Here is an 18,030-nt window from a genome sequence, read left to right on the forward strand (position 1 = left end):
AATTCACACCCGTCAGTTGAAGCCGCGCACGTCAGAGCAACGTGCGCGGCGGGTCAGCCCGGCGTCAGGGAAGTGCGTGGCTCCCGATACGGATTCCGTCTGTTTCGCGGACAATCCGGAACTTCACCGGATTGCCGACTCCACGTCCGGAACCCGTTTTGCTCCTTCTCGCTTCGCTCGGACTGAACGGTTTTTGCAAACCATTCAGTCGGAGTGCCTACTTGTCCTCGCTGAGCGCGAAGCCCCGGCTGAACTGCCGTTGCAGGGCCGTGAACACGATCAGGGGCGGCAGGGCCGTGATGACGGCGCCGGCCATCACGGCGCCCCAGTCGGTCTGGCCGCCCACCTCGATCAGGCGGCGCAGGCCCACCTGCACGACCTGCCGGTCGTCCTGCTGCATGATCACCAGCGGCCAGATGTACTGATCCCAGGCGTACACGAACTGAATGACGGCCAGCGCGCCGATGGTGTTCGTGCTCATGGGAATCAGGATGCGCGTCAGGTACAGCAGCGGGCCGCAGCCGTCGATGCGGGCGGCGTCGGCGAGGCTGCCGGGAATGCTCAGGAAGTGCTGCCGGAACAGGAACGTGCCGGTTGCGCTCGCCAGGAACGGCACGATGATCGCGGCGTACGTGTTCGCCCAGTTCAGGTCGCGGCTGACCAGATCGAACAGCGCGATGATCAGCACCTCGGTGGGCAGCATCAGGGACAGCAGGACCAGCGTGAACGCCGCGCCCTTCAGCGGAAAGCGGAAGTACACGAACGCCAGCGCAGCCAGCAGCGCCAGGGTGGTCTTTCCGGCCGTGACGCACACGGCCACCACGAGGCTGTTCAGCATGTAGCGGCCCAGGTTCGCGTCCTGCCACACGCCGGACAGGTTCTGGAAGAACGCGCCGCCCGGCAGCAGGCTGGGGCTCAGGACGACGCTGGACGTCTGGGTGCTCTTGATGACCGCCAGGATCAGGGGCGCGCCGATGATCAGGACCGACAGGATCAGCGCGGCGTGCGTGACCCACTCGCCCCGCGCGCGGCGGGAACGGGGGGCGGTCCGGTCGGCGCGGGCGGCGGGCGCGGCGGGGTGCTTAACTGCCATAGTGCACCCGCCGCTCGCCCACCCGGAACTGCATCCAGGTGACGAAGGCCACCAGCGCCAGCATCATGACGGCCTGCGCGGCGGCCGCGCCGGTCCTGAAGTTCACGAAGCCGTCCTGGTACAGCTGATACACCAGGAAGGTGGTCACGCCAGCGTTCCCGGTGTAAGGCCCGCCGCGCGTGAGGATATCGGTCAGCGCGAACGAGTCGAACAGCGCCGCGATGATGTTCGTGAACACCAGGAAGAACGTGATGGGGCTCAGCAGCGGGAACGCCACGCGCCAGAACACCTGCGCGGGCGTGGCGCCGTCGATCTCGGCGGCTTCCATCACGTCGCGCGGCAGGTTCTGGATGCTGGCCAGGTAGAACACGATGTTGTACGCCAGTCCCTTCCAGATGGCGGCCAGCGTGACCAGCCCGAACGCCAGGGCCGGCGTGTCCAGCCAGCGGGGGCGCACGCCGAACAGTTCGCCCAGCAGCTGGTTGACCAGCCCGATCTCGGGGTTGAACAGGAACAGCCACAGCGTCCCGGCAATGGCGGGGCTCAGGGCGTAGGGGTAGATCAGCAGCAGGCGGTACGTGCTCGCGCCGCGCACGGGACGTCTGGCGAGCCACGCCAGTCCCAGCGACAGCAGCAGCCCGAACGTGACGGTCAGGACCGTGAACACCAGCGTCTGCAACGCCACCTGCCGGTACGCGGGACTGGACAGCAACTCGGCGAAGTTGGCGAGACCCACGAACTGCTCGGTGCCCAGGATCACGTTGGCGCGGTACGCGGCCAGCCGCAGCGTCTGCAACGCCGGAAGGTAGATGAACACCGCCAGGATCAGCAGGCTGGGCAGCAGGAACGCCCACGGCAGCGCGCGGCCCCGGAACACGGCGCTTCCGGCGTCGTCCGGGGCGGGGCGGGAACGGGCGGGACTCAGCATGGGCGGGCGGGGAGCGGGGCGGGTGGACGGGTCATGCGGGCCTCCGGTGAACGGCGCGGGCGGCCCACCCTCCGTCAGGGAGGGACCGGGCCGCGCGGCGGGCAGGGCGAAACGGTGGGACGGGTCAGGGGGTCAGGCAGAGTGCTTACTTGAAGTTCGCGTTGTACTCGGCCAGCGCGGCGTCGGCGCGGGTTTTGGTTTCCTTCAGCGCGGCGTCCACGTTCTGCCCGGCCAGGACCTTCTGCACGCCTTCTTCCATGATCTTGCGGGTCTGGATGGCCGCGCCGTTCAGGCCGCCGGCGGTGGCGGCGCCGGGCACGGTGCGGGTCAGCTGGTTGAACGCCACGAGTTGCAGCGGCGTCTGCGTGAACCAGCCCTGCTTGCGCAGCAGCTCGATGGAACTCTGGCGCACCGGGTAGTAGCCGGTCAGTTTGTGCCAGTCGGCCATGTTCTGGGTGTTGGTCATGTACAGCGCGAAGTCCAGCGCGCCCTCGGCCTGCGCCTTGCTGACGCCCTTGCTGATCCACAGGCTGGCCCCGCCGATCACGACGCCGTTGCGTTTGGTGCCGTCCGCGATGGGCAGCACGCCCACGCCCACCCCGAACCCGGCCTTCTTCGCGGCGTCGCGGATGTTGCCGATGTCGGCGGTGGACGTGATGTGGAACACCGCCTTCTGGTTCGTGAAGATGGCGTCGCTGCCGTCCCAGTCCTGCAGTTTGCCGGTGTACGTGTAGTACCCGCGGTCCTGCATGGTCTTGAAGAACGTGAAGATGTTCTTCGCGGCCCGGCTGTCGAGGTTCGTGGCGGTCGCGCGCCCCTGGCGGCCGTTGGCGTTGTTCAGGAGGGGCGCGCCCTGCTGCGCCATCCACTGCTCGATGAACCAGCCGTTCAGGCTCATGCCGAAGCACTTGGCGTTCAGTTTCGCCGCCTCGATCTTCTGGCAGGCGCTCAGCAGACCGCCGAAGGTGGTGGGCGGCTGCTTGGGGTTCAGGCCCGCCTTCTTCATCAGGTCCTGGTTGAAGTACAGGACCGGGCTGCTGGAGTTGAACGGCAGGCTGTTCACCTTCCCGCCGATCGTGTAGTAGTTGATGACCGGCTTGATGTAATCGCCGAAATCGACGTTCCTGACGCTGCTGACCGGCTGGAACGCGCCGCTGTCCAGCGCCAGTTGACTGCCGACCTCGAAGACCTGCACGAGGGCCGGGGCCTTGCCCTGCCGCGCGGCGAGGATGGTCGCCTGCAGGCTGTCGTTGTAGCTGCCCTTGTAGCTGGGCATGACCTTCACGGCGTTCTGGGACTTGTTGTACTCGTCCGCGCGGGCCTGAATCCAGCCGCTGCGCTTGGCGTCCCCGAAGGAATGCCAGAATTCCACGGTGGTCTGCGCGGAGGCGAGCGGCGTGGCGACGGTGCCCAGCAGGGCCAGGGTCAGCATGAATTTGTTCACGCCCGCGAGCCTAGGCTCCCGTCATCAGCTTCTCATCATCGGCGTGTGATGGGCCTGTCAGGTGCCCCAGAAGGCTGTCATGGCAGGACCTGCCCGCTCTCCCCTCCCCCTCCGCGCCCCGCTTGAGCAGGCCTTCAGGGAACGCGACCGCCAGACCCGGCCGGCCTACAGTCAGGGCATGATTCTCGTCACTGCCGCCACCGGGAACGTCGGGCGCGAACTCGTGCCGCAACTGCTGGCCGCCGGGCAACAGGTCCGCGCGGGCACCCGCCACCCGCAGGGGGCATCATTCCCGTCCGGCGCGCACGCCGTGCACTTCGACTTCGGCGACGAGGCCAGCATCCGCGCAGCCGCGACCGGAGTGCAGGGCGTGTACCTGATCGTCCCGGAAACCGTGGACACAGAGACCCTGAAACGTGCCCTGAACGTCATGAAGCAGGCGGGCGTGGAACGCGTCGTGCTGCAATCCGGATTCGGCGCCGAGAAGGGCGACAACCCGCTGGGCGAGGCCGAGGACAGCGTGCGCGCCAGTGGCCTGAACTGGACGGTCCTCCGGCCCAACTGGTTCATGCAGAACTACAACCAGATGTTCCGGCGCGGCATCCGCGACCGCCACGAGTTCGCGGAACCCGCCGGGGAACAGCGCACCAGCTTCATCGACACGCGCGACATCGCCGCCGCCGCCGTGGTCGTCCTCACCCAGCCCGGCCACGACGGCCGCGAATACGACCTGACCGGCCCGCACTCCATCGACCGGCACGCCGTCGCCGCCGCCCTCAGCAGCGCCCTGGGCCACCCCATCACGTACCGCCCCGTCGACGACGACGGCTTCGTCGACTTCCTGATCTCCACCGGCGAGAGCGACGAGGAAGAAGCGCGCGCCATCGCCTCCATCTACCCGCCCATCCGCGCCGGCGACACCGCCCCCACCACCCCCGACCTGCACACCCTGACCGGCAGCGCCGGCCACACCATCGAGGCCTTCGCGCAGCACTACCGGCAGGACTGGCTGGAATGACTGGCTGATGGCTGATGGCTGATGGCTGATGGCTGATGGCTGATGGTCAACAGCGTGTGCGCGACATGGCTGCGCACGTCAAGGCCTACCCATTGCCGACACGTTGCTTTCCACTCCCCTCTTCAGCGGGCGGTCAGGAGCACGTCCGGCAGGTCGCCGATCAGGGCGTCCACGCCGAGTGCTTTCAGGCGGGCGACCTGCGCAGCGTCGTTGACGGTCCAGGTGTTCACGCGCCAGCCGTGCGCGCGGGCCTGGGCCATCAGGCTGTCGTCGATCAGGGGATGCATGGGGTGCAGCGCCGCCGCCTTCACGCGCCGCATCACCAGCGGCACGAGGTCCAGCGGCCCGGCCCGGTACGCCCGGTGGAACAGGAACCCCCGCTCGATGTCCGGCGCGTGGTGCCGCGCGGCGTCCAGCACCAGCGGACTGAACGAACTGACGATCACGCGGCGCGACAGGCCGTGCGCGCGGATGGTGTCCAACGTCCGGTGAACGCGGTCATCCGGACGGGCCCCCTCAAACTTGATCTCCACGTTCACGAACGCCCCCGCATCCGCCGCCCACGCCAGCGTGGCGTCCAGCGTCGGCACGTGCGCGGGCAGACCGGCGGCCGTCATCTCGGGCAGCGCCCCGCCCTCCTTCAACGCCGGATCGTGATGCACCACCAGCGTGCCGTCCAGCAGGCGGCGCACATCCAGCTCCACGCCGTCCAACCCGGCGTCCATCGCCGCCTGAAACCCGGCCAGGGTGTTCTCGGTATGCAGTCGGGGCGTGCCACGGTGACCCAGCAGAAGCGGCTTCATACCCCGCAGGCTACCCGCCCGACGTCAGGTGCGCCTCATCGTTCAGGGCACAGGGTCAGGGTGTTGGGGCGGCGCGGTAGTGCTGGGCCGTGCGGCCCTGGTCATCCTTCCAGGCGTCCCATCCACTGACAGGCCGGACGCAGACCATGCACGCCGCGTCGGACGGCGAGGTGAACTCACAGTCGCGGGTCAGCTCGTACTGGGTGTCACTGATCTGTTTCAGGGTGCCGTCCTGCACCCACGCTGCTCGCCGCGTATTGAAGTTCTTCCATCCCGGATCTTCTCGCAGTCGCGTGGAAACCTGACTGCCTGCCAGCAGGCGCCAGAGCCCCTTGGTGCCCGGCTCAGGAAAATAGAGGACGCGGGCTGTGCAGCCCAGCGCCGTGAAGGTCATCGGAATCCCGCCCGTCACGCTCGGTGCGGCAGCGTGCCCGATCAGCACGTCGCGCTCCGTTTCGGTGATGCGGTTCATCTCGGCGGCGGCCTGCGCGGCAAGTTCGAAGGTGGCAATTCCGAAGTGCTGCCGGACCTGTTCGACCACCGGGGTCTTCTCGCGGCGGATGCGCGCCTCGTCGAGCCGCTGCTGCTGCCGCTGGCGGATGCCGTGCAGGGCGTCCGGGAATCGCCCGGCCCGCCAGGTGTCCACGTCGAGCAGCGCGGCGAGGTCTCCTGCGAAGGTGTGGCCTTCCTGCCCGAGTTCGAGTTTCAGGGCCACGCGGTCCTCCCAGCGGCCCGGCAGGTGTTCGTCGAGGATGACCCAGACGCGGCCGTTCGTGACGATGGCCCAGCGGGTGCCCTCGTTGACGGCGTACGTGGCGGCCTGCTGGTAGTGGGCGGCGCCCAGGGTGACGTTCATGCCCTTGAGTTCCAGCGCGAACGCGCCGTGCCCGGTGCGGATCAGGAAGTCGGCGCGGTTGCCCGTGGCGTTCGTTTCTTCGGGGACGACCTCGCTGGGGTTCCAGATGTCGAATCCGGCGGCGTGCAGGAGGCGCAGCACGATGGCCTGCCGGACGACGGCCTCGCCGGGGTTGGGGGTGTGGGTCAGCCAGTCCTGGATGTGGGTCACGGCTTCCCGGATGCGGTCTGGCGCGCTGGGCATGTGCGGGCAGCATAACAGCGGGAGTGGTGTACGGCGCGCAGAAATCGCCGCCCCCGAGTGATCCGGGGGCGGCGCGTTGGGTGCGGGGCTTCAGCGGCCGACGGTGTAGCGGACGGTGTCGCTGGTCCAGTTCTGCTGCGGGATGGGTTGCGTGACGGGGTTCACGACGATGCTCAGGGCCTGCGCGAAGCCGGGGGTGGTGGTGGGTTTCACGGTGGCGAACGCCTCGCCGCTGCGGTAGGAGCTGAGCTGGCTGAGGTTCAGTTCGGTGCGGCTGGCGATGACCAGAACCTTGTTCAGGCCGCGCGGGCCGCTGACGTTGAACACGAAGTTGTCGCCGGGCGCGGGGAAGGTGCGGGTCTGTCCGGCGCGGACGTAGTGGGTGCCGCTGAGGTGGTTGGGGAGGATCTGGTCGGTGGTGCCGTCCGGGTTGACGTTGAACAGGTACACGTACGCGTCCTCGTTGACGGTGGTGGCGATGCGGATGGCGTCGCCGACGCGGTAGGTGGGCGTGCCGTTGCCGCCGGGGTCGCGGTCCACCCACACGCGGACGCTGAGGTCGGTGGGGACGGGGTTGACGATGATGCTCTGCGCGCTGAGCTTGGGCGCGGCGGTGGCGGGCGTGCCCAGGGTGACGGTGGCGAGGGCGGCGAGGAGCAGGGCAGCTTTGTTCATGGGGGTCTCCGGGGCCGCTCGGCCCTAGGCGCGGCCGGGGTGGCGGGCGCTGGTGGGCGTGTGGGAGCGGCTTCTGTTCTCCTCAAGCGTAGGCGCCGGCACCTGACGGGCGGTGAAGGGAGGCTGACTGAACATGAGCTGCGTCACGTTTCGGCTCATGATGATCTCGTCAGAAAAGGAGCGTCGCCTGATCTGGGGGTATGCAGAAGCGGCTCCCCGATGGTGGTCGGTGAGCCGCTGGGTTCTGGCAGGGATACTAGGATTCGAACCTAGACAAGCAGATCCAAAATCTGCTGTGCTGCCATTACACCATATCCCTAGGGTGTGCCTGCAGTGCCTTTTCAGGCGGGCATGAGTATACCGGGGGTGGCCGGGCAGGGTCAAGACAGCGCGGGCGGGGGGACGCTCAGCGGGCGGGTGCGGGGGCGGCCTCGATGACGGTCAGCCCGGCGAATTTCAGCAGGAGGCGTTTCTGGCCCACGCCGGGAAAGTACACGAGGACCTCGCGGCGGTCGCCCTGGTGGAAGCCCTGCATGAACACGCCGTCCCCGAACTTGGCGTGGCGCAGGCGCAGCGGCTGGGTGGTGCTGACCGCGCGTTGCAGTTCGCGGCTGGGAATGCCTAGGCGGGCGCTGACTTCCGGGAGGCTCAGGCCGTGCAGGTCCAGCAGCTCGCGCGCCTGGAGGGGCCAGTCGGTGGGCGGGGCGGGCTGGTCGGGCAGCGGCGCGTGCGGGGCGGCGGGGGCGTGATCAGGGCGCAGGTGCGCGGGGACGGGCTGGTGCAGCTGCTCGTCGGTGACGCCCAGCACCGCCTGGAGGAACGCGCGGGTGGCGTGCTTGTCGGTGGGGCGGCGTTCCCCGCTGGGCAGGGTGGGCGAGTAGCAGCGGCTCACGGCGATGCACTCGAAACAGCCGTGCGGGTTCTGGCAGCAGGTCTTGGCGGTCAGGTCCAGTGCGCGGCGCAGCAGGTCGTCCATGTGCAGCGAGGCGCGGCGGGCCACGCCCAGGCCGCCCAGCCAGTCGTCGTACAGGAAGAAGTACGTGTCGCGGCCCTCGCGGAACGCGCCGGACAGGTCGTTCTCGTCGCAGGCGACCCGTTCGGGCGTGACCTTCTGCAGCAGGTGCTTCAGGGTGTGCGCGACGGCGGTGGGGTAGTCGGTGGCGCGGGCGTCCACGCCGACCTCCAGGGCGCTGGTGCGGAAGGGCGGCAGTTCGGTGGGCGTGTCGTACAGGTGCTCGGAGAGCTTGTGGTCCTGCATGCGGTCCTGGATGCGGCCGCCGCATTTCACGCAGCTGCGCTCGGTGGGGCCGGGTTCGCGGTCGCAGCCCACGCAGACGCGCTCGAACACCTGCCGGAGCATCTGGTAGCCGGTGTAGCGGCGGCGGATGACGACCTCGCCGTGCCGGTACGCCAGCGGCCCGCGCTGCACCCACTTGCCCATCTCGCGGGGCGTGACCTCGATGGTGTACAGGCCGCGCGTGAACAGGTTGGCGGTGTCGTGCCGCTCGACCAGGATGACGGTGCCGCCCTCGTGTTTCTCCCAGCGCACGACCTTGTACCCCTGACCATCCAGGGTGAACACGGCGCCCTCGTGCTTCTCGGTCAGGGCGTAGTGCTGACTGGGGCTTTCCAGCGGGTTGTCCAGCGCCCGCGCGCCGTGCCGCTCCCAGTCGGCCGCCTCGACCACCACGTACTTCAGGCTGCCCTCGCCGCGCAGGTTCCAGTAGCGGGGCGCCGTGAGGGACGCCGCGTGCGGTTCCGGCAGGCCCGCCGCGTGGAATTCCTCGTTCGCGCGCGCCTGATGCCGGGGGGCGAGGTACGGGTTGTTCGCCTCCACGACCGCCTTCTCGATCGGGCCAGTCAGCAGGTCCAGAAAATTCCCGGCGTTGCTGTAGAAGGCGTCGGCGGGCTGCGGGACGCCCTGCTCGTTCAGGGACGGCAGGTACAGCACCAGTCCCGGCGCGATCCGCCCGGCGCGGCCCGCCATCTGCCGGAACGCCATGCGCGAGCCCGGGTACCCGTCGATGATCACGACCTCCAGATCCCCGATGTCCACCCCGGCTTCCAGGGCGTTCGTGGCGAACATCACGCCGCTGCGCGTGCGGCGGAACTCGGACAGGCGGCCCTCGCGGTCGCTGGTGCCCGCCATGTACAGGTGCGCGCGCCCCGCGTACCCCGGCTGCGCCCGGTACGTGGAGTACAGCCGCGCCGCCCGCGACCGCCCCCGGAAGAACGCCAGGACCTTCAGGTCGTACCGGGCGCTGGCGTCCATCACGGCGTTCCAGAAGCGCCGGGGCTGGCCCCGGTGGTCCGCGAGGTAGTAGCGTTTCCCGTGCCGCTGCGCGCCGGACTCGCTGACCTCGGTGGCGTCCACGCCCGTCAGTTCCCGCGCGAACTCCGCCGGGTTCCCGATGGTCGCCGTACTCAGGACCACCTGCGGGTTCGCGCCCAGCGCCCGCGCCAGCCCCAGCAGGCGCCGCAGCATCCCCGCCACCTCGCTCCCGAACCCGCCCCGGTACGTGTGCGCCTCGTCCAGCACCAGAAACGACAGGTTCCGCAGGAAGTCCCGCACGCCCGGCTGCACCAGCGACCAGTGCAGCTTGTCCGGCGTGGCCGTCACCATCCGCACGCCCGGCCGGAACACCGCCGACCCCTGCGCCGACCCCTGAAACGCCGCCACCTCCCACGGAAACCCGCCCCGCTCGCGGAACTCCAGCAGCTTGTCCCGCTGATCCTGCCCCAGCGCCACGAGCGGGTACACGAACAGCGCCGTCGCCGCCGGGTCCCGCTCCAGACGGTCGAACACCCCCGGAAAGAACGCCCCGGTCTTCCCGCTCGCGGTGGGCGTCGTGATGATCACGTTCTCGCCCGCGCGCATCAGCTCGAACGTGCGCGCCTGATGCGCGAACACCGTCGGAAACCCGAACCCGCGCGCCACCGCGTCACTCCAGCCCAGCTCCGGCACGCCCACCGTCCGCGCCGGGGCGGGTTCCTCCTCGTGCAGGCGCGTCGCCCCGCCGCCCAGCGTGTCCCGCAGGAACCCCTCCAGGCGGGCGTAGGGGGAACGGGCAGGCAACACCCGCACAGTCTAGGCCCGCCCGGCGCACCCGCACGGAAGTTGCGTCACGGTCAGGCCGGGTGCGGGGTATGAGGAAGTGTGTCCGGGAGCGACCTGGCATGATGGGCGCAGCATGACCGGACGCCGCGCGTGACCACCGACCTCTCGTACTACGTGTACGCGCTGAAGGACCCGCGCACGTCGCCCGCCGCGCCGTTCTACGTGGGCAAGGGCATCGGCACGCGCGCGCACGATCACCTGCACCGGCCCGACAGCACGCCCAAGGGTCAGCGCATCCGCGAGATTCTGGCCGCCGGCGCCGAGGTCCTGGTCGTGCGGCTGGTCGAGGGCCTGACCGAGGCGCAGGCCCTGAAGATCGAGGCGGAACTGATCGCCGCCTTCGGCACGCAGGCCAGCGGCGGCCTGCTGACGAACACGGTGCTGCCCAGCGGTCTGGGAGGCAAGGCGCGTGCCGGCAAGGTCGTCCCGGCGGGCGTGCCCGAGAAGGCGCAGGTGGGTCTGCAACTGCTCAAGGACGCCGTGCTGGAGTTCGCGCAGGCCAACCCCGGCGGCGTGACCAACTCGGACACGGCCAGCCTGCTGGGGCTGCGGAGCGACTACGGCGGCGGCGCGAAGGATTACCTGTCGTACTCGGTGCTGGGCCTGCTGATGCGCGAGGGCAAAGTCGAGCGACGCAAGCCCGGCCATCAGCACGTCGCGCGCGTTCGCTGAGCTGCGGCCCGCCTCTCCCCCGCGTCCCGCAACCTCCCCCCGGCCCCCTCAGCCGCGCATGACGAAGTGTTCGATGATGGCGTGGTGGTCCTCGAAGAACAGTTCGGGGCGGGCGAGGACGTCGCTGATGGGCATCCAGAGCGCTTCGCTGGCGTCGCTGCCGCCGCTGAGTCGGGGCAGCTGGCCGATGCCGAGGTCGAAGTGGTAGGCGTGGGTGACGGTGCGGCCGCGCAGGCTGCGGTCGGGGTAGTCGAAGACGGCCTGGGCGCGCAGGGCGGCGGCGAGGTCGATGCTGGGGCTCAGGCCGGTCTCCTCGTGCGTTTCGCGGATGGCGCAGGCGAGGAGTGTTTCGTGCGGTTCGAGGAACCCGCCGGGCATGGCGAGGCGGCCGCGTCCGGGGCGGCCGGCGCGGCGGACGAGCAGGACGTGGCCGCTGCGGGTGATGACGGCGTCGGTGGTGACGAAGATGGGTGGGTGGGGGGCGTCTTTCCAGGCGGCGCGGTAGGCGAGGAGGTGGTCGTACTCGGCTTTCAGTTCGGTGTAGTCGGGGGTGCGGCTGAAGGTGTCGAGGAAGGCGTGGACGGCGGGTGGGACCATGGGTTGCACGTCGTTCAGGCGGCCTTCGAAGTAGGCGCGGCGCACGTCGGTGGCGCTGAGGGGGCTGACGACGTGGGTGGGGATGAATTCCCAGGCGGGGAAGGAGCGGAGGTAGTAGCTGCTTTCGTCCTTGATGTGGCCGATCAGGGCGATGTCGGTGCTGCCGCGCGTGTGGGCCTGGACGCCGGCCTGGACTTCGCTGAGCCAGAGGGTTTCGTTGTAGTAGTAGTCGCGGACGTGCACGAACAGCAGGCGGGTGCGGGGAACGCCGGCCTGCTGGAGCATGGCGGTGATGAGGTCCTGGCGTTCGTCGGCGGTGAAGGGGTTCTTGGTGTTGCGGGCGGCGCGGGCGCTGCCGATGACGATGATGAGTTTCTGGACGCTGCGCAGCGCTTCGAGCATGACCTGCAGGTGGGCGGCGTGGGGGGGTTCGAAGCGGCCGATGTACACGCCGAAGGTGCGTCTGCGGCGGGCGGGGGTGGGGGTGGGAACGGCCATGATCCTCACGATGTCACCATCTGTCTATGAACTTGATGAGGACTGGCGGGATAGTCAAGTCTGAACCGGGTTCAGGGCGTGCAGAGTGGCGTGCGCGGCCCGCGGCGGCGGCGTACTGTGAGGCATGAAGAAAAATCTGGTGTCCGCTGCGCTGCTCGTCCTCACCCTGTCCACCCCGGCCCTGGCGGGCGGCGCGGCCGCTCCCATGGCTGGCGCCGGTCAGGTGGTCGCCGCGACGCCCGCCGCGCTGATGGCCGCCCTGAAGGAGGCCGGGTACCGCGTGACGATGGACCCCGTCAGCCCGGACAGCGATCCGAGCATGACCGTCATGGCCGGCGACTACGAGGTCAGCGTGTGGCTCAGCAACTGCAAGGCGGGCAGCTGCGGGCGCGTGACGGCCAGCACCTCCTGGGATTACAGCGACAGCGAGGAGGAACTGGACACGGCGCTGGTCAACGACTGGAACGGCAACTACTACACGCAGGCGTACGCCTACGACGGCGCGTACTACCTGGATTCCAGCATGCCGATCAGCGGCGGGTACACCCGCGCGACCCTGAAAGCCTGGATGACCGATTACCTGAGCGACGTGAAGGACTTCGAACTCGAACTGCCCTGATCCGGCCCGGACAGAAGAGGGGGGCGGCGCCGTGACCACACGCGCCGCCCCCCTGCTGTGAACGCGCCCTACATGAAGAAACACCGGACGTCAGTTCAAGGCGCCTGTGGACTGTTCAGCTCCGCCGGGCGGGGCGGGCGGGTCACACTGCGGGTCTGATGGCAGACCTGAACAACGTGAACAGCCGCGTCAGTCGCGGCGCGCAGCAGGTGAAGGCCGGGCTGCACGACACCCGCGAGGCCGCCGGGCACGCCGCGCAGCAGGCCGCGCCGGGCCTGGAACTCCTGGCGCGCGTCGGGTACGTCAGCAAGGGCGTCGTGTACTTCACGGTGGGCTTCCTGGCCCTGAGCGTGGCACTCGGGCAGGGGGGGCGCACCACGGACACGCGCGGCGCACTGCTGAAACTGCAGGACCTGCCGGGCGGGGCGGCGCTGCTGTCCGTCCTGGCGGTCGGGCTGGTCGGGTACGCGCTGTGGCAGCTGATCCGCGCCGCGCTGGACCCCGAACGGCAGGGTGTGGCCGCCAAGGGGCTGGTCAAGCGGACCGGGTACCTGCTGAGTGCCGGCGTGAACCTGACGCTGGCGGTGTTCACGGCCCGGCTGGCCGCGTCGGGCCGCGCGCCGCAGGGCGGGGACGGTCAGGCGCAGACGGCGGGCACGGTCCTGAACCTGCCGGGCGGGCAGCTGCTGCTGGGGCTGGTAGGCGCGGCGCTGCTGGGGCTGGCGGCCAGTCAGCTGTACACGGCGTACGGCGCGAAGTTCATGAAGCGCATGCAGTTTTCCGGGGTGGACGGCCGCGTCCGGGACCTGCTGGTGAAGACCGGGCAGGTGGGCATCGCGTCGCGCGGGGTGCTGATGCTGATCATCGGCGCCTTCGCGCTGGTCGCCGCGTGGAACCGCCGGGCCAGCGAGACGGTCGGGATCTCGCAGGCGCTGACGTGGCTGGGGTCCCAGCCGGCCGGGAACGTGCTGCTGGGGGTCGTGGCGGTCGGAACGCTGTGTTACGGCGTGTGGTGCGCCGTGCAGGCCCGCTACCGCCGCATCCGCATCGAGGACGCCGGGTGATACGGACTCCGATTGAATGGGCTGCAAAGCCCGTTCAATCCGAGCGAAGCGAGTGGGAGCAAAACGGGTTCCGGACGTGGAGCCGGCAATCCGGTAAAGTTCCGGATTGTTGGCGAAACAAACGGAATCCGTATGATAGCTGCGGCGGGTGGTACGGACGCCGGGTGATACCGACTCGCGGAGCCTCGCCGCAGAGCGGGTGGAAGCGGAAGACGGCCTGCCGGGCGTGGGAGAATGCCGGGCATGACTGATCCCGCAGAGGCCGCGCGACCCGACACCCGGCGGCAGGTGGCGCTGATCGCGCACGACAAGAAGAAGCTGGAGCTGGCGCTGTTCGCCCTGAGTCACCGCGACACCCTAGCGAACTTTCATCTGGTGGCGACCGGCACGACCGGCGGGATTCTGGCCAAGCAGACGGGACTGCAGGTCGAGCGGGTGCTGTCCGGGCCGCTGGGCGGCGATCAGCAGATCGGGGCGCGGCTGGCCGAGGAGCGGCTGCTGGCGGTGTTCTTCTTCCGGGATCCGCTGACGGCGCAGCCGCACGAGCCGGACGTGTCGGCGCTGGTGCGCCTGTGCGACGTGCACGACATTCCGCTGGCGACCAACCCGGCGAGTGCCGAGGCGCTGATGCTGTGGCTGCGAGAACAGATCCGGCCCTGACCCGCACGGCCGCCCTGTCCCGTTAACCGGATGGCCGGGTGCGCGTGCGATCCGGTCAGGCGGGGTGCCAGGGCAGGTGGGGTGTCAGGGCAGTTGGGGTGTCAAGGGCAGGTGCGGCGCGCTCCCTGCACCCGACCTTCATACAGTGGGCACCCCCGGTGGCGGTTCCCGGTGGGCGCTGGTCAGCGGCGCCCGGACTGGAGTTTCATGGGGGGAGCATGCGCGGGCCGGCCTTTTTGATACGGACCCGGATGGAACGGATGACCAATCCATTCCATCCGGGTGGACCCGTAGAGCGGCGCGGCAGAGCGGGCGAGACAGACGGAACCCACACGACACCCGCCGGACGGCCCCGCCGGGCGACCCGGCCGGGCGGGCCGCTGTGGGGGCGCGCGTGACGGCGTGGTTCGGGCAGGGGTGTTTCGGGCTGGACGGCGTGACGTTCCAGCCCGGCCCGGAGTGGCAGGCGGCGTTCGAGGAGGCCGCGCGGGCCGAGGCGCAGGCGCGCCGTTCCGGGGATGACGCGGCGCTCGGGGCGGCGCTGTACCTCAGTGGCGTGGCCCTGAACCGCCTGGGCCGCTCGCAGGAGGCGCTCGCGGCCCTGCTGGAGGCGGTGGCGTTCCTGCCGCCGGAGGACCGGGAAGCGCAGGCCCGCGCGTGGCAGGAAGCGGCGGGCGCGCAGTGGAATCTGGCCTGCGACAGCGAGGCGCAGGAGTTCCTGGCGCTGGCGCTGAACCTGGCGCAGGAGGCGGGTGCAGAGGCGCTGGAGGTGCAGCTGCTCGAGGATCTGGCGCAGGCGCACTCGGAGCAGGGGGATCACGCGGCGGCCCTTCAGGCGCTGCGCGGCAGTCTGGCCTCGCGCCACCGGCCGGGGCGGGCGCTGCACACCGTGGTGCGGCTGGCGCAGGTCACCCTGCGGGCCTTCACGGCCGACCCGGCGCGTTACGCGGCGGCCCTCGCGGACGCCGAGACGCACCTGCGGGACGCGCTGGCGCAGGTGCGTTCCGGCCGGGAGGACCGGCTGGCCGGTGAGGGGTACGCGGCGCTGGCGCGGCTCCTGCTGTGCCGGCACGACCCGGACGGCGCGCACGACGCGGCGTGGCGGGCGCTGGCGCTGCTGCGGCAGGGCGGCGATACGCGCGGCGCGCTGCAGGTCCTGCCGGATCTGGCGCGCGCGCAGCTGGCGCTGGGGCTGGCCGCGCAGGCGCTCGCGGAGGTGCGGGCGGCCCTGACGCTCAATCCCGATACGCGGCTGCCGGACGAGCACGCGGCGCTGCACCTCGCGGCCTGCGACGCCTGCGAGGCGCTGGGCGATCACGCCGGGGCGCTGGCCCACCACCGCGCCTACCACGCGCTGGACGCCCGGCGCCGCGACCGGCTGGCGCGCGAGCGGACGCAGGCGGCGCAGGCGCGGGTGGGTCTGCACGCCACGCGGGAGGAGGCGCGGCTGCACCGGCAGCGCAGCGAGGAACTCGACCGGCTGGTGCAGGACCGCACGGCGCAACTGGCGCGCAGCCAGCGGGCCGTGATCGACCTGCTGGCCAGCTGCGCCGAGTTCCGGGACGCGCCGCTGGGACCGCACACCCGCTGGGTGGGGGACGCCGCGCAGGCGGTGGCGCTGGCGCTGGGCAGCCCGCCGGCCGACGCGGCGCAGCTGGGGCTGGCAGCGCAACTGCATGACGTGGGCAAGATCGGCATTCCGGACGCCATCCTGCTCAAGGACGGGCCGCTGCTGCCCGACGAGTGGGCGCGCATGGCGGCCCACACGACGCTGGGCGCGCAACTGCTGTCGCAGCCGGGCGCGGCGGACGGCGGGCCGCTGCTGCAACTGGCCGCGCAGATCGCCCTGACGCATCACGAGTGCTGGGACGGCAGCGGGTACCCGTCTGGACTGGCCGGACCCGCCATTCCGCTGGGCGGGCGGGTGGTGCGGGTGGTCGATACCTTCGACGCGCTTGTCAGCGAGCGGCCCTACAAGCCGGGCTGGGCGCCCGAGCGGGCGCTGGCGTACCTGGAAAGTCACGCTGGGACGCTGTTCGACCCGGCAATCGTGAGGGTCTTCCTGACGTTGCATGAGCGCGGCGGACTGCCTGAACGCCGCTGAATGAGAAGCCTGAACGTCCGGGCCGGCGGGCTGTGTGGAATTCCGAGCGGGCGAATCTGACCCGGTGGCTTATATTGAACTCATGCGCGCCCCTGCGACGCCCTCACTCACTTCCGGTCTGCTGACGGATGTGGGTCGTCAGCGTCAGGGCGGCGTGAACCAGGACGCGGCGCTGGCGCTGGACCTCCCGACCGGCGGGCTGTACGCGGTCGCGGACGGCATGGGCGGCCACGCGGCCGGGGAACTCGCGGCGAACCTGGCGCTCGACGCGCTGAGCCAGCAGTACCTCGACGGGCGGGGCGCGCCCCCGGTGCGGCTGGCCGAGGCGGTGCAGTCCGCGAACGTCGCGGTGCTGCGACACGCGGTCGGCGAGTACGTCGGGATGGGCACCACGCTGCTGGCCGCGCTGATCGACCGGGGCGCGGCGCTGATCGCGCACGTCGGGGATTCGCGCGCGTACCTGCTGCGCGGCGGCGAACTACACCGCCTGACCGAGGATCACTCCTGGGTCGCCGAGCAGGTCCGGCTGGGCCACATGACCGAGGCCGAGGCGCGCGACCACCAGTGGCGCAGCGTGGTCAGCAACGCGCTGGGCGGCGAGGAACGTGTGCGGCTGGAACTGTTCGGCCTGCCGCTGCGCGCCGGGGACCGCCTGCTGCTGTGCAGCGACGGCCTGAGCAGCGTCGTGACCGATCAGGAACTGCTGCTGCTGCTGTCGCGCCCCCTGGAACCCGAGGCGACCGTCCGGATGCTGGTGAACGCCGCCAACGACGGCGGCGGCCCCGACAACATCACGGCGCTGATCATCGACGTTCACCGCGACACCCCCGCGCCCCGCTACGCCCTGCCCCCCCGGCGCGAGGACGGCCCCACCTACGTGGACGTGCTGCTCAGCACGCAGCGCGGCAGCAGCCTCCTGACGTACCTGCTGCTGATGGTCGCGTACTTCACGCTGCTGGGCATCATGCTCGTCCCGGAACGCCGGGCGCTGATCGGCTTGCTGGGCACGGCGGCGCTGGTGGGCCTGCTCGTGTGGCAGCGCACCCAGGCGGCGCGGCGCAGCCACGACGTCCTGAAGAGCCCAAGCGCCGCCCTGACCACCACGCCGACCCAGCCGGACAGTCCCCTCAGCAGCTCACGGCGCTGAGCGCCGCCCGGTATGCTCGGGGCATGAAAGAGATCATCCAGACGCCGGACGCCCCCGCCGCCATCGGCCCGTACAGCCAGGCCGTCACCTTCGGGAATCTGGTCATCACCAGCGGGCAGATTCCCCTGACACCCGCCGGGGAACTGGTGGCCGGGGGCGTGACCGAGCAGACCGAACAGGTCATCGCGAACCTGAAAGCCGTGCTGGAAGCGGCCGGCACCGACCTGGACCGCGTGGTGAAGACGACGGTGTTCCTGGCCGACATGAACGAATTCGCCGCCATGAACGCCGTGTACGAGTCGCACTTCCGCGCGCCCTACCCGGCGCGCAGCACCGTGCAGGTGGCCCGCCTGCCGCGCGACGTGCGCGTGGAGATCGAGGTGATCGCCGAACGCCACTGAGACGGACTCCGATTGAATGGGCTGCAAAGCCCGCTGGGTCCGAGCGGATGCGACTCGTAGAGCTGCCCCGCAGAGCAGGAGAGAAACGCC

At 70.3% G+C, this 18,030-nt stretch carries 16 protein-coding genes and 1 tRNA gene; 8 read left to right on the plus strand and 9 right to left on the minus strand.

Features of this window, described 5'->3' with window-relative positions; translation table 11 throughout:
• Positions 1 to 217: 217 nt before the first annotated feature.
• From CBQ26_RS10850 to CBQ26_RS10860, 3 genes are all read right to left on the minus strand, one after another.
• A complete protein-coding gene (locus CBQ26_RS10850) occupies positions 218 to 1,093 on the minus strand; it encodes a carbohydrate ABC transporter permease (RefSeq protein WP_088248661.1) in 876 nt (291 codons plus the stop codon).
• Positions 1,083 to 2,021, minus strand: coding sequence for a carbohydrate ABC transporter permease (locus CBQ26_RS10855; protein WP_088248662.1), 939 nt, complete (start codon positions 2,019 to 2,021; stop codon positions 1,083 to 1,085). Before CBQ26_RS10855 ends, CBQ26_RS10850 begins: the two co-directional genes overlap by 11 nt.
• Positions 2,022 to 2,166: 145 nt before the next feature.
• Complete coding sequence (locus tag CBQ26_RS10860) at positions 2,167 to 3,453, minus strand: ABC transporter substrate-binding protein (protein ID WP_088248804.1); 1,287 nt, start codon at positions 3,451 to 3,453, stop codon at positions 2,167 to 2,169.
• 190 nt (positions 3,454 to 3,643) lie between these two features.
• Between CBQ26_RS10860 and CBQ26_RS10865 the strand changes: the two genes are divergently transcribed.
• On the plus strand, positions 3,644 to 4,483 hold the full coding sequence (locus CBQ26_RS10865) for an NAD(P)H-binding protein (RefSeq protein ID WP_172418036.1): 840 nt from the start codon (positions 3,644 to 3,646) through the stop codon (positions 4,481 to 4,483).
• A 122-nt stretch (positions 4,484 to 4,605) separates the two neighbouring features.
• Here CBQ26_RS10865 and CBQ26_RS10870 read toward each other — a convergent pair whose 3' ends face one another.
• The 5 genes from CBQ26_RS10870 to CBQ26_RS10890 all read right to left on the minus strand — a co-directional run bounded on the left by CBQ26_RS10870 (position 4,606) and on the right by CBQ26_RS10890 (position 10,139).
• Complete coding sequence (locus CBQ26_RS10870) at positions 4,606 to 5,286, minus strand: glycerophosphodiester phosphodiesterase (RefSeq protein ID WP_088248664.1); 681 nt, start codon at positions 5,284 to 5,286, stop codon at positions 4,606 to 4,608.
• A gap of 55 nt (positions 5,287 to 5,341) precedes the next feature.
• A complete protein-coding gene (locus CBQ26_RS10875; RefSeq protein ID WP_088248665.1) occupies positions 5,342 to 6,385 on the minus strand; it encodes a DUF4357 domain-containing protein in 1,044 nt (347 codons plus the stop codon).
• A 90-nt stretch (positions 6,386 to 6,475) separates the two neighbouring features.
• Positions 6,476 to 7,060, minus strand: coding sequence for a DUF4384 domain-containing protein (locus CBQ26_RS10880; RefSeq protein ID WP_088248666.1), 585 nt, complete (start codon positions 7,058 to 7,060; stop codon positions 6,476 to 6,478).
• Positions 7,061 to 7,305: 245 nt separating this feature from the next.
• Positions 7,306 to 7,379: transfer RNA gene (locus CBQ26_RS10885), tRNA-Gln, on the minus strand.
• An 87-nt stretch (positions 7,380 to 7,466) separates the two neighbouring features.
• On the minus strand, positions 7,467 to 10,139 hold the full coding sequence (locus CBQ26_RS10890) for a DEAD/DEAH box helicase (RefSeq protein WP_088248667.1): 2,673 nt from the start codon (positions 10,137 to 10,139) through the stop codon (positions 7,467 to 7,469).
• Positions 10,140 to 10,268: 129 nt separating this feature from the next.
• Here CBQ26_RS10890 and CBQ26_RS10895 point away from each other — a divergent pair, with 129 nt between their 5' ends.
• Positions 10,269 to 10,850: a GIY-YIG nuclease family protein gene (locus tag CBQ26_RS10895; RefSeq protein ID WP_088248668.1), complete on the plus strand. Its 582-nt coding sequence runs from the start codon at positions 10,269 to 10,271 to the stop codon at positions 10,848 to 10,850.
• Positions 10,851 to 10,898: 48 nt separating this feature from the next.
• Here the strand turns inward: CBQ26_RS10895 and CBQ26_RS10900 are convergent, their stop codons facing one another.
• A complete protein-coding gene (locus tag CBQ26_RS10900; protein ID WP_088248669.1) occupies positions 10,899 to 11,945 on the minus strand; it encodes a bifunctional nicotinamide-nucleotide adenylyltransferase/Nudix hydroxylase in 1,047 nt (348 codons plus the stop codon).
• Between the two features lie 124 nt (positions 11,946 to 12,069).
• On the opposite strand from CBQ26_RS10900, the gene CBQ26_RS10905 reads away from it, so the two are divergent.
• The 6 genes from CBQ26_RS10905 (at position 12,070) to CBQ26_RS10930 (ending at position 17,940) form a co-directional block, all read left to right on the plus strand.
• Entirely contained in the window at positions 12,070 to 12,564 is a 495-nt protein-coding gene (locus CBQ26_RS10905; RefSeq protein WP_088248670.1) for a YbjN domain-containing protein, read from the plus strand.
• A gap of 158 nt (positions 12,565 to 12,722) precedes the next feature.
• The gene (locus CBQ26_RS10910; protein ID WP_088248671.1) at positions 12,723 to 13,628 is read left to right on the plus strand and encodes a DUF1206 domain-containing protein; all 906 of its coding nucleotides are present in this window, start codon (positions 12,723 to 12,725) and stop codon (positions 13,626 to 13,628) included.
• Between the two features lie 243 nt (positions 13,629 to 13,871).
• Positions 13,872 to 14,288, plus strand: a complete 417-nt coding sequence (locus CBQ26_RS10915; protein WP_088248672.1) for a methylglyoxal synthase — start codon at positions 13,872 to 13,874, stop codon at positions 14,286 to 14,288.
• A 394-nt stretch (positions 14,289 to 14,682) separates the two neighbouring features.
• Positions 14,683 to 16,392, plus strand: coding sequence for an HD domain-containing phosphohydrolase (locus tag CBQ26_RS22825; RefSeq protein WP_143342054.1), 1,710 nt, complete (start codon positions 14,683 to 14,685; stop codon positions 16,390 to 16,392).
• A gap of 82 nt (positions 16,393 to 16,474) precedes the next feature.
• Entirely contained in the window at positions 16,475 to 17,539 is a 1,065-nt protein-coding gene (locus CBQ26_RS10925; RefSeq protein WP_088248674.1) for a PP2C family protein-serine/threonine phosphatase, read from the plus strand.
• 23 nt (positions 17,540 to 17,562) lie between these two features.
• The gene (locus CBQ26_RS10930; protein ID WP_088248675.1) at positions 17,563 to 17,940 is read left to right on the plus strand and encodes a RidA family protein; all 378 of its coding nucleotides are present in this window, start codon (positions 17,563 to 17,565) and stop codon (positions 17,938 to 17,940) included.
• Positions 17,941 to 18,030 lie beyond the last annotated feature (90 nt).

The sequence above is a fragment of the Deinococcus indicus genome (genome assembly GCF_002198095.1).
GTDB lineage: Bacteria > Deinococcota > Deinococci > Deinococcales > Deinococcaceae > Deinococcus > Deinococcus caeni.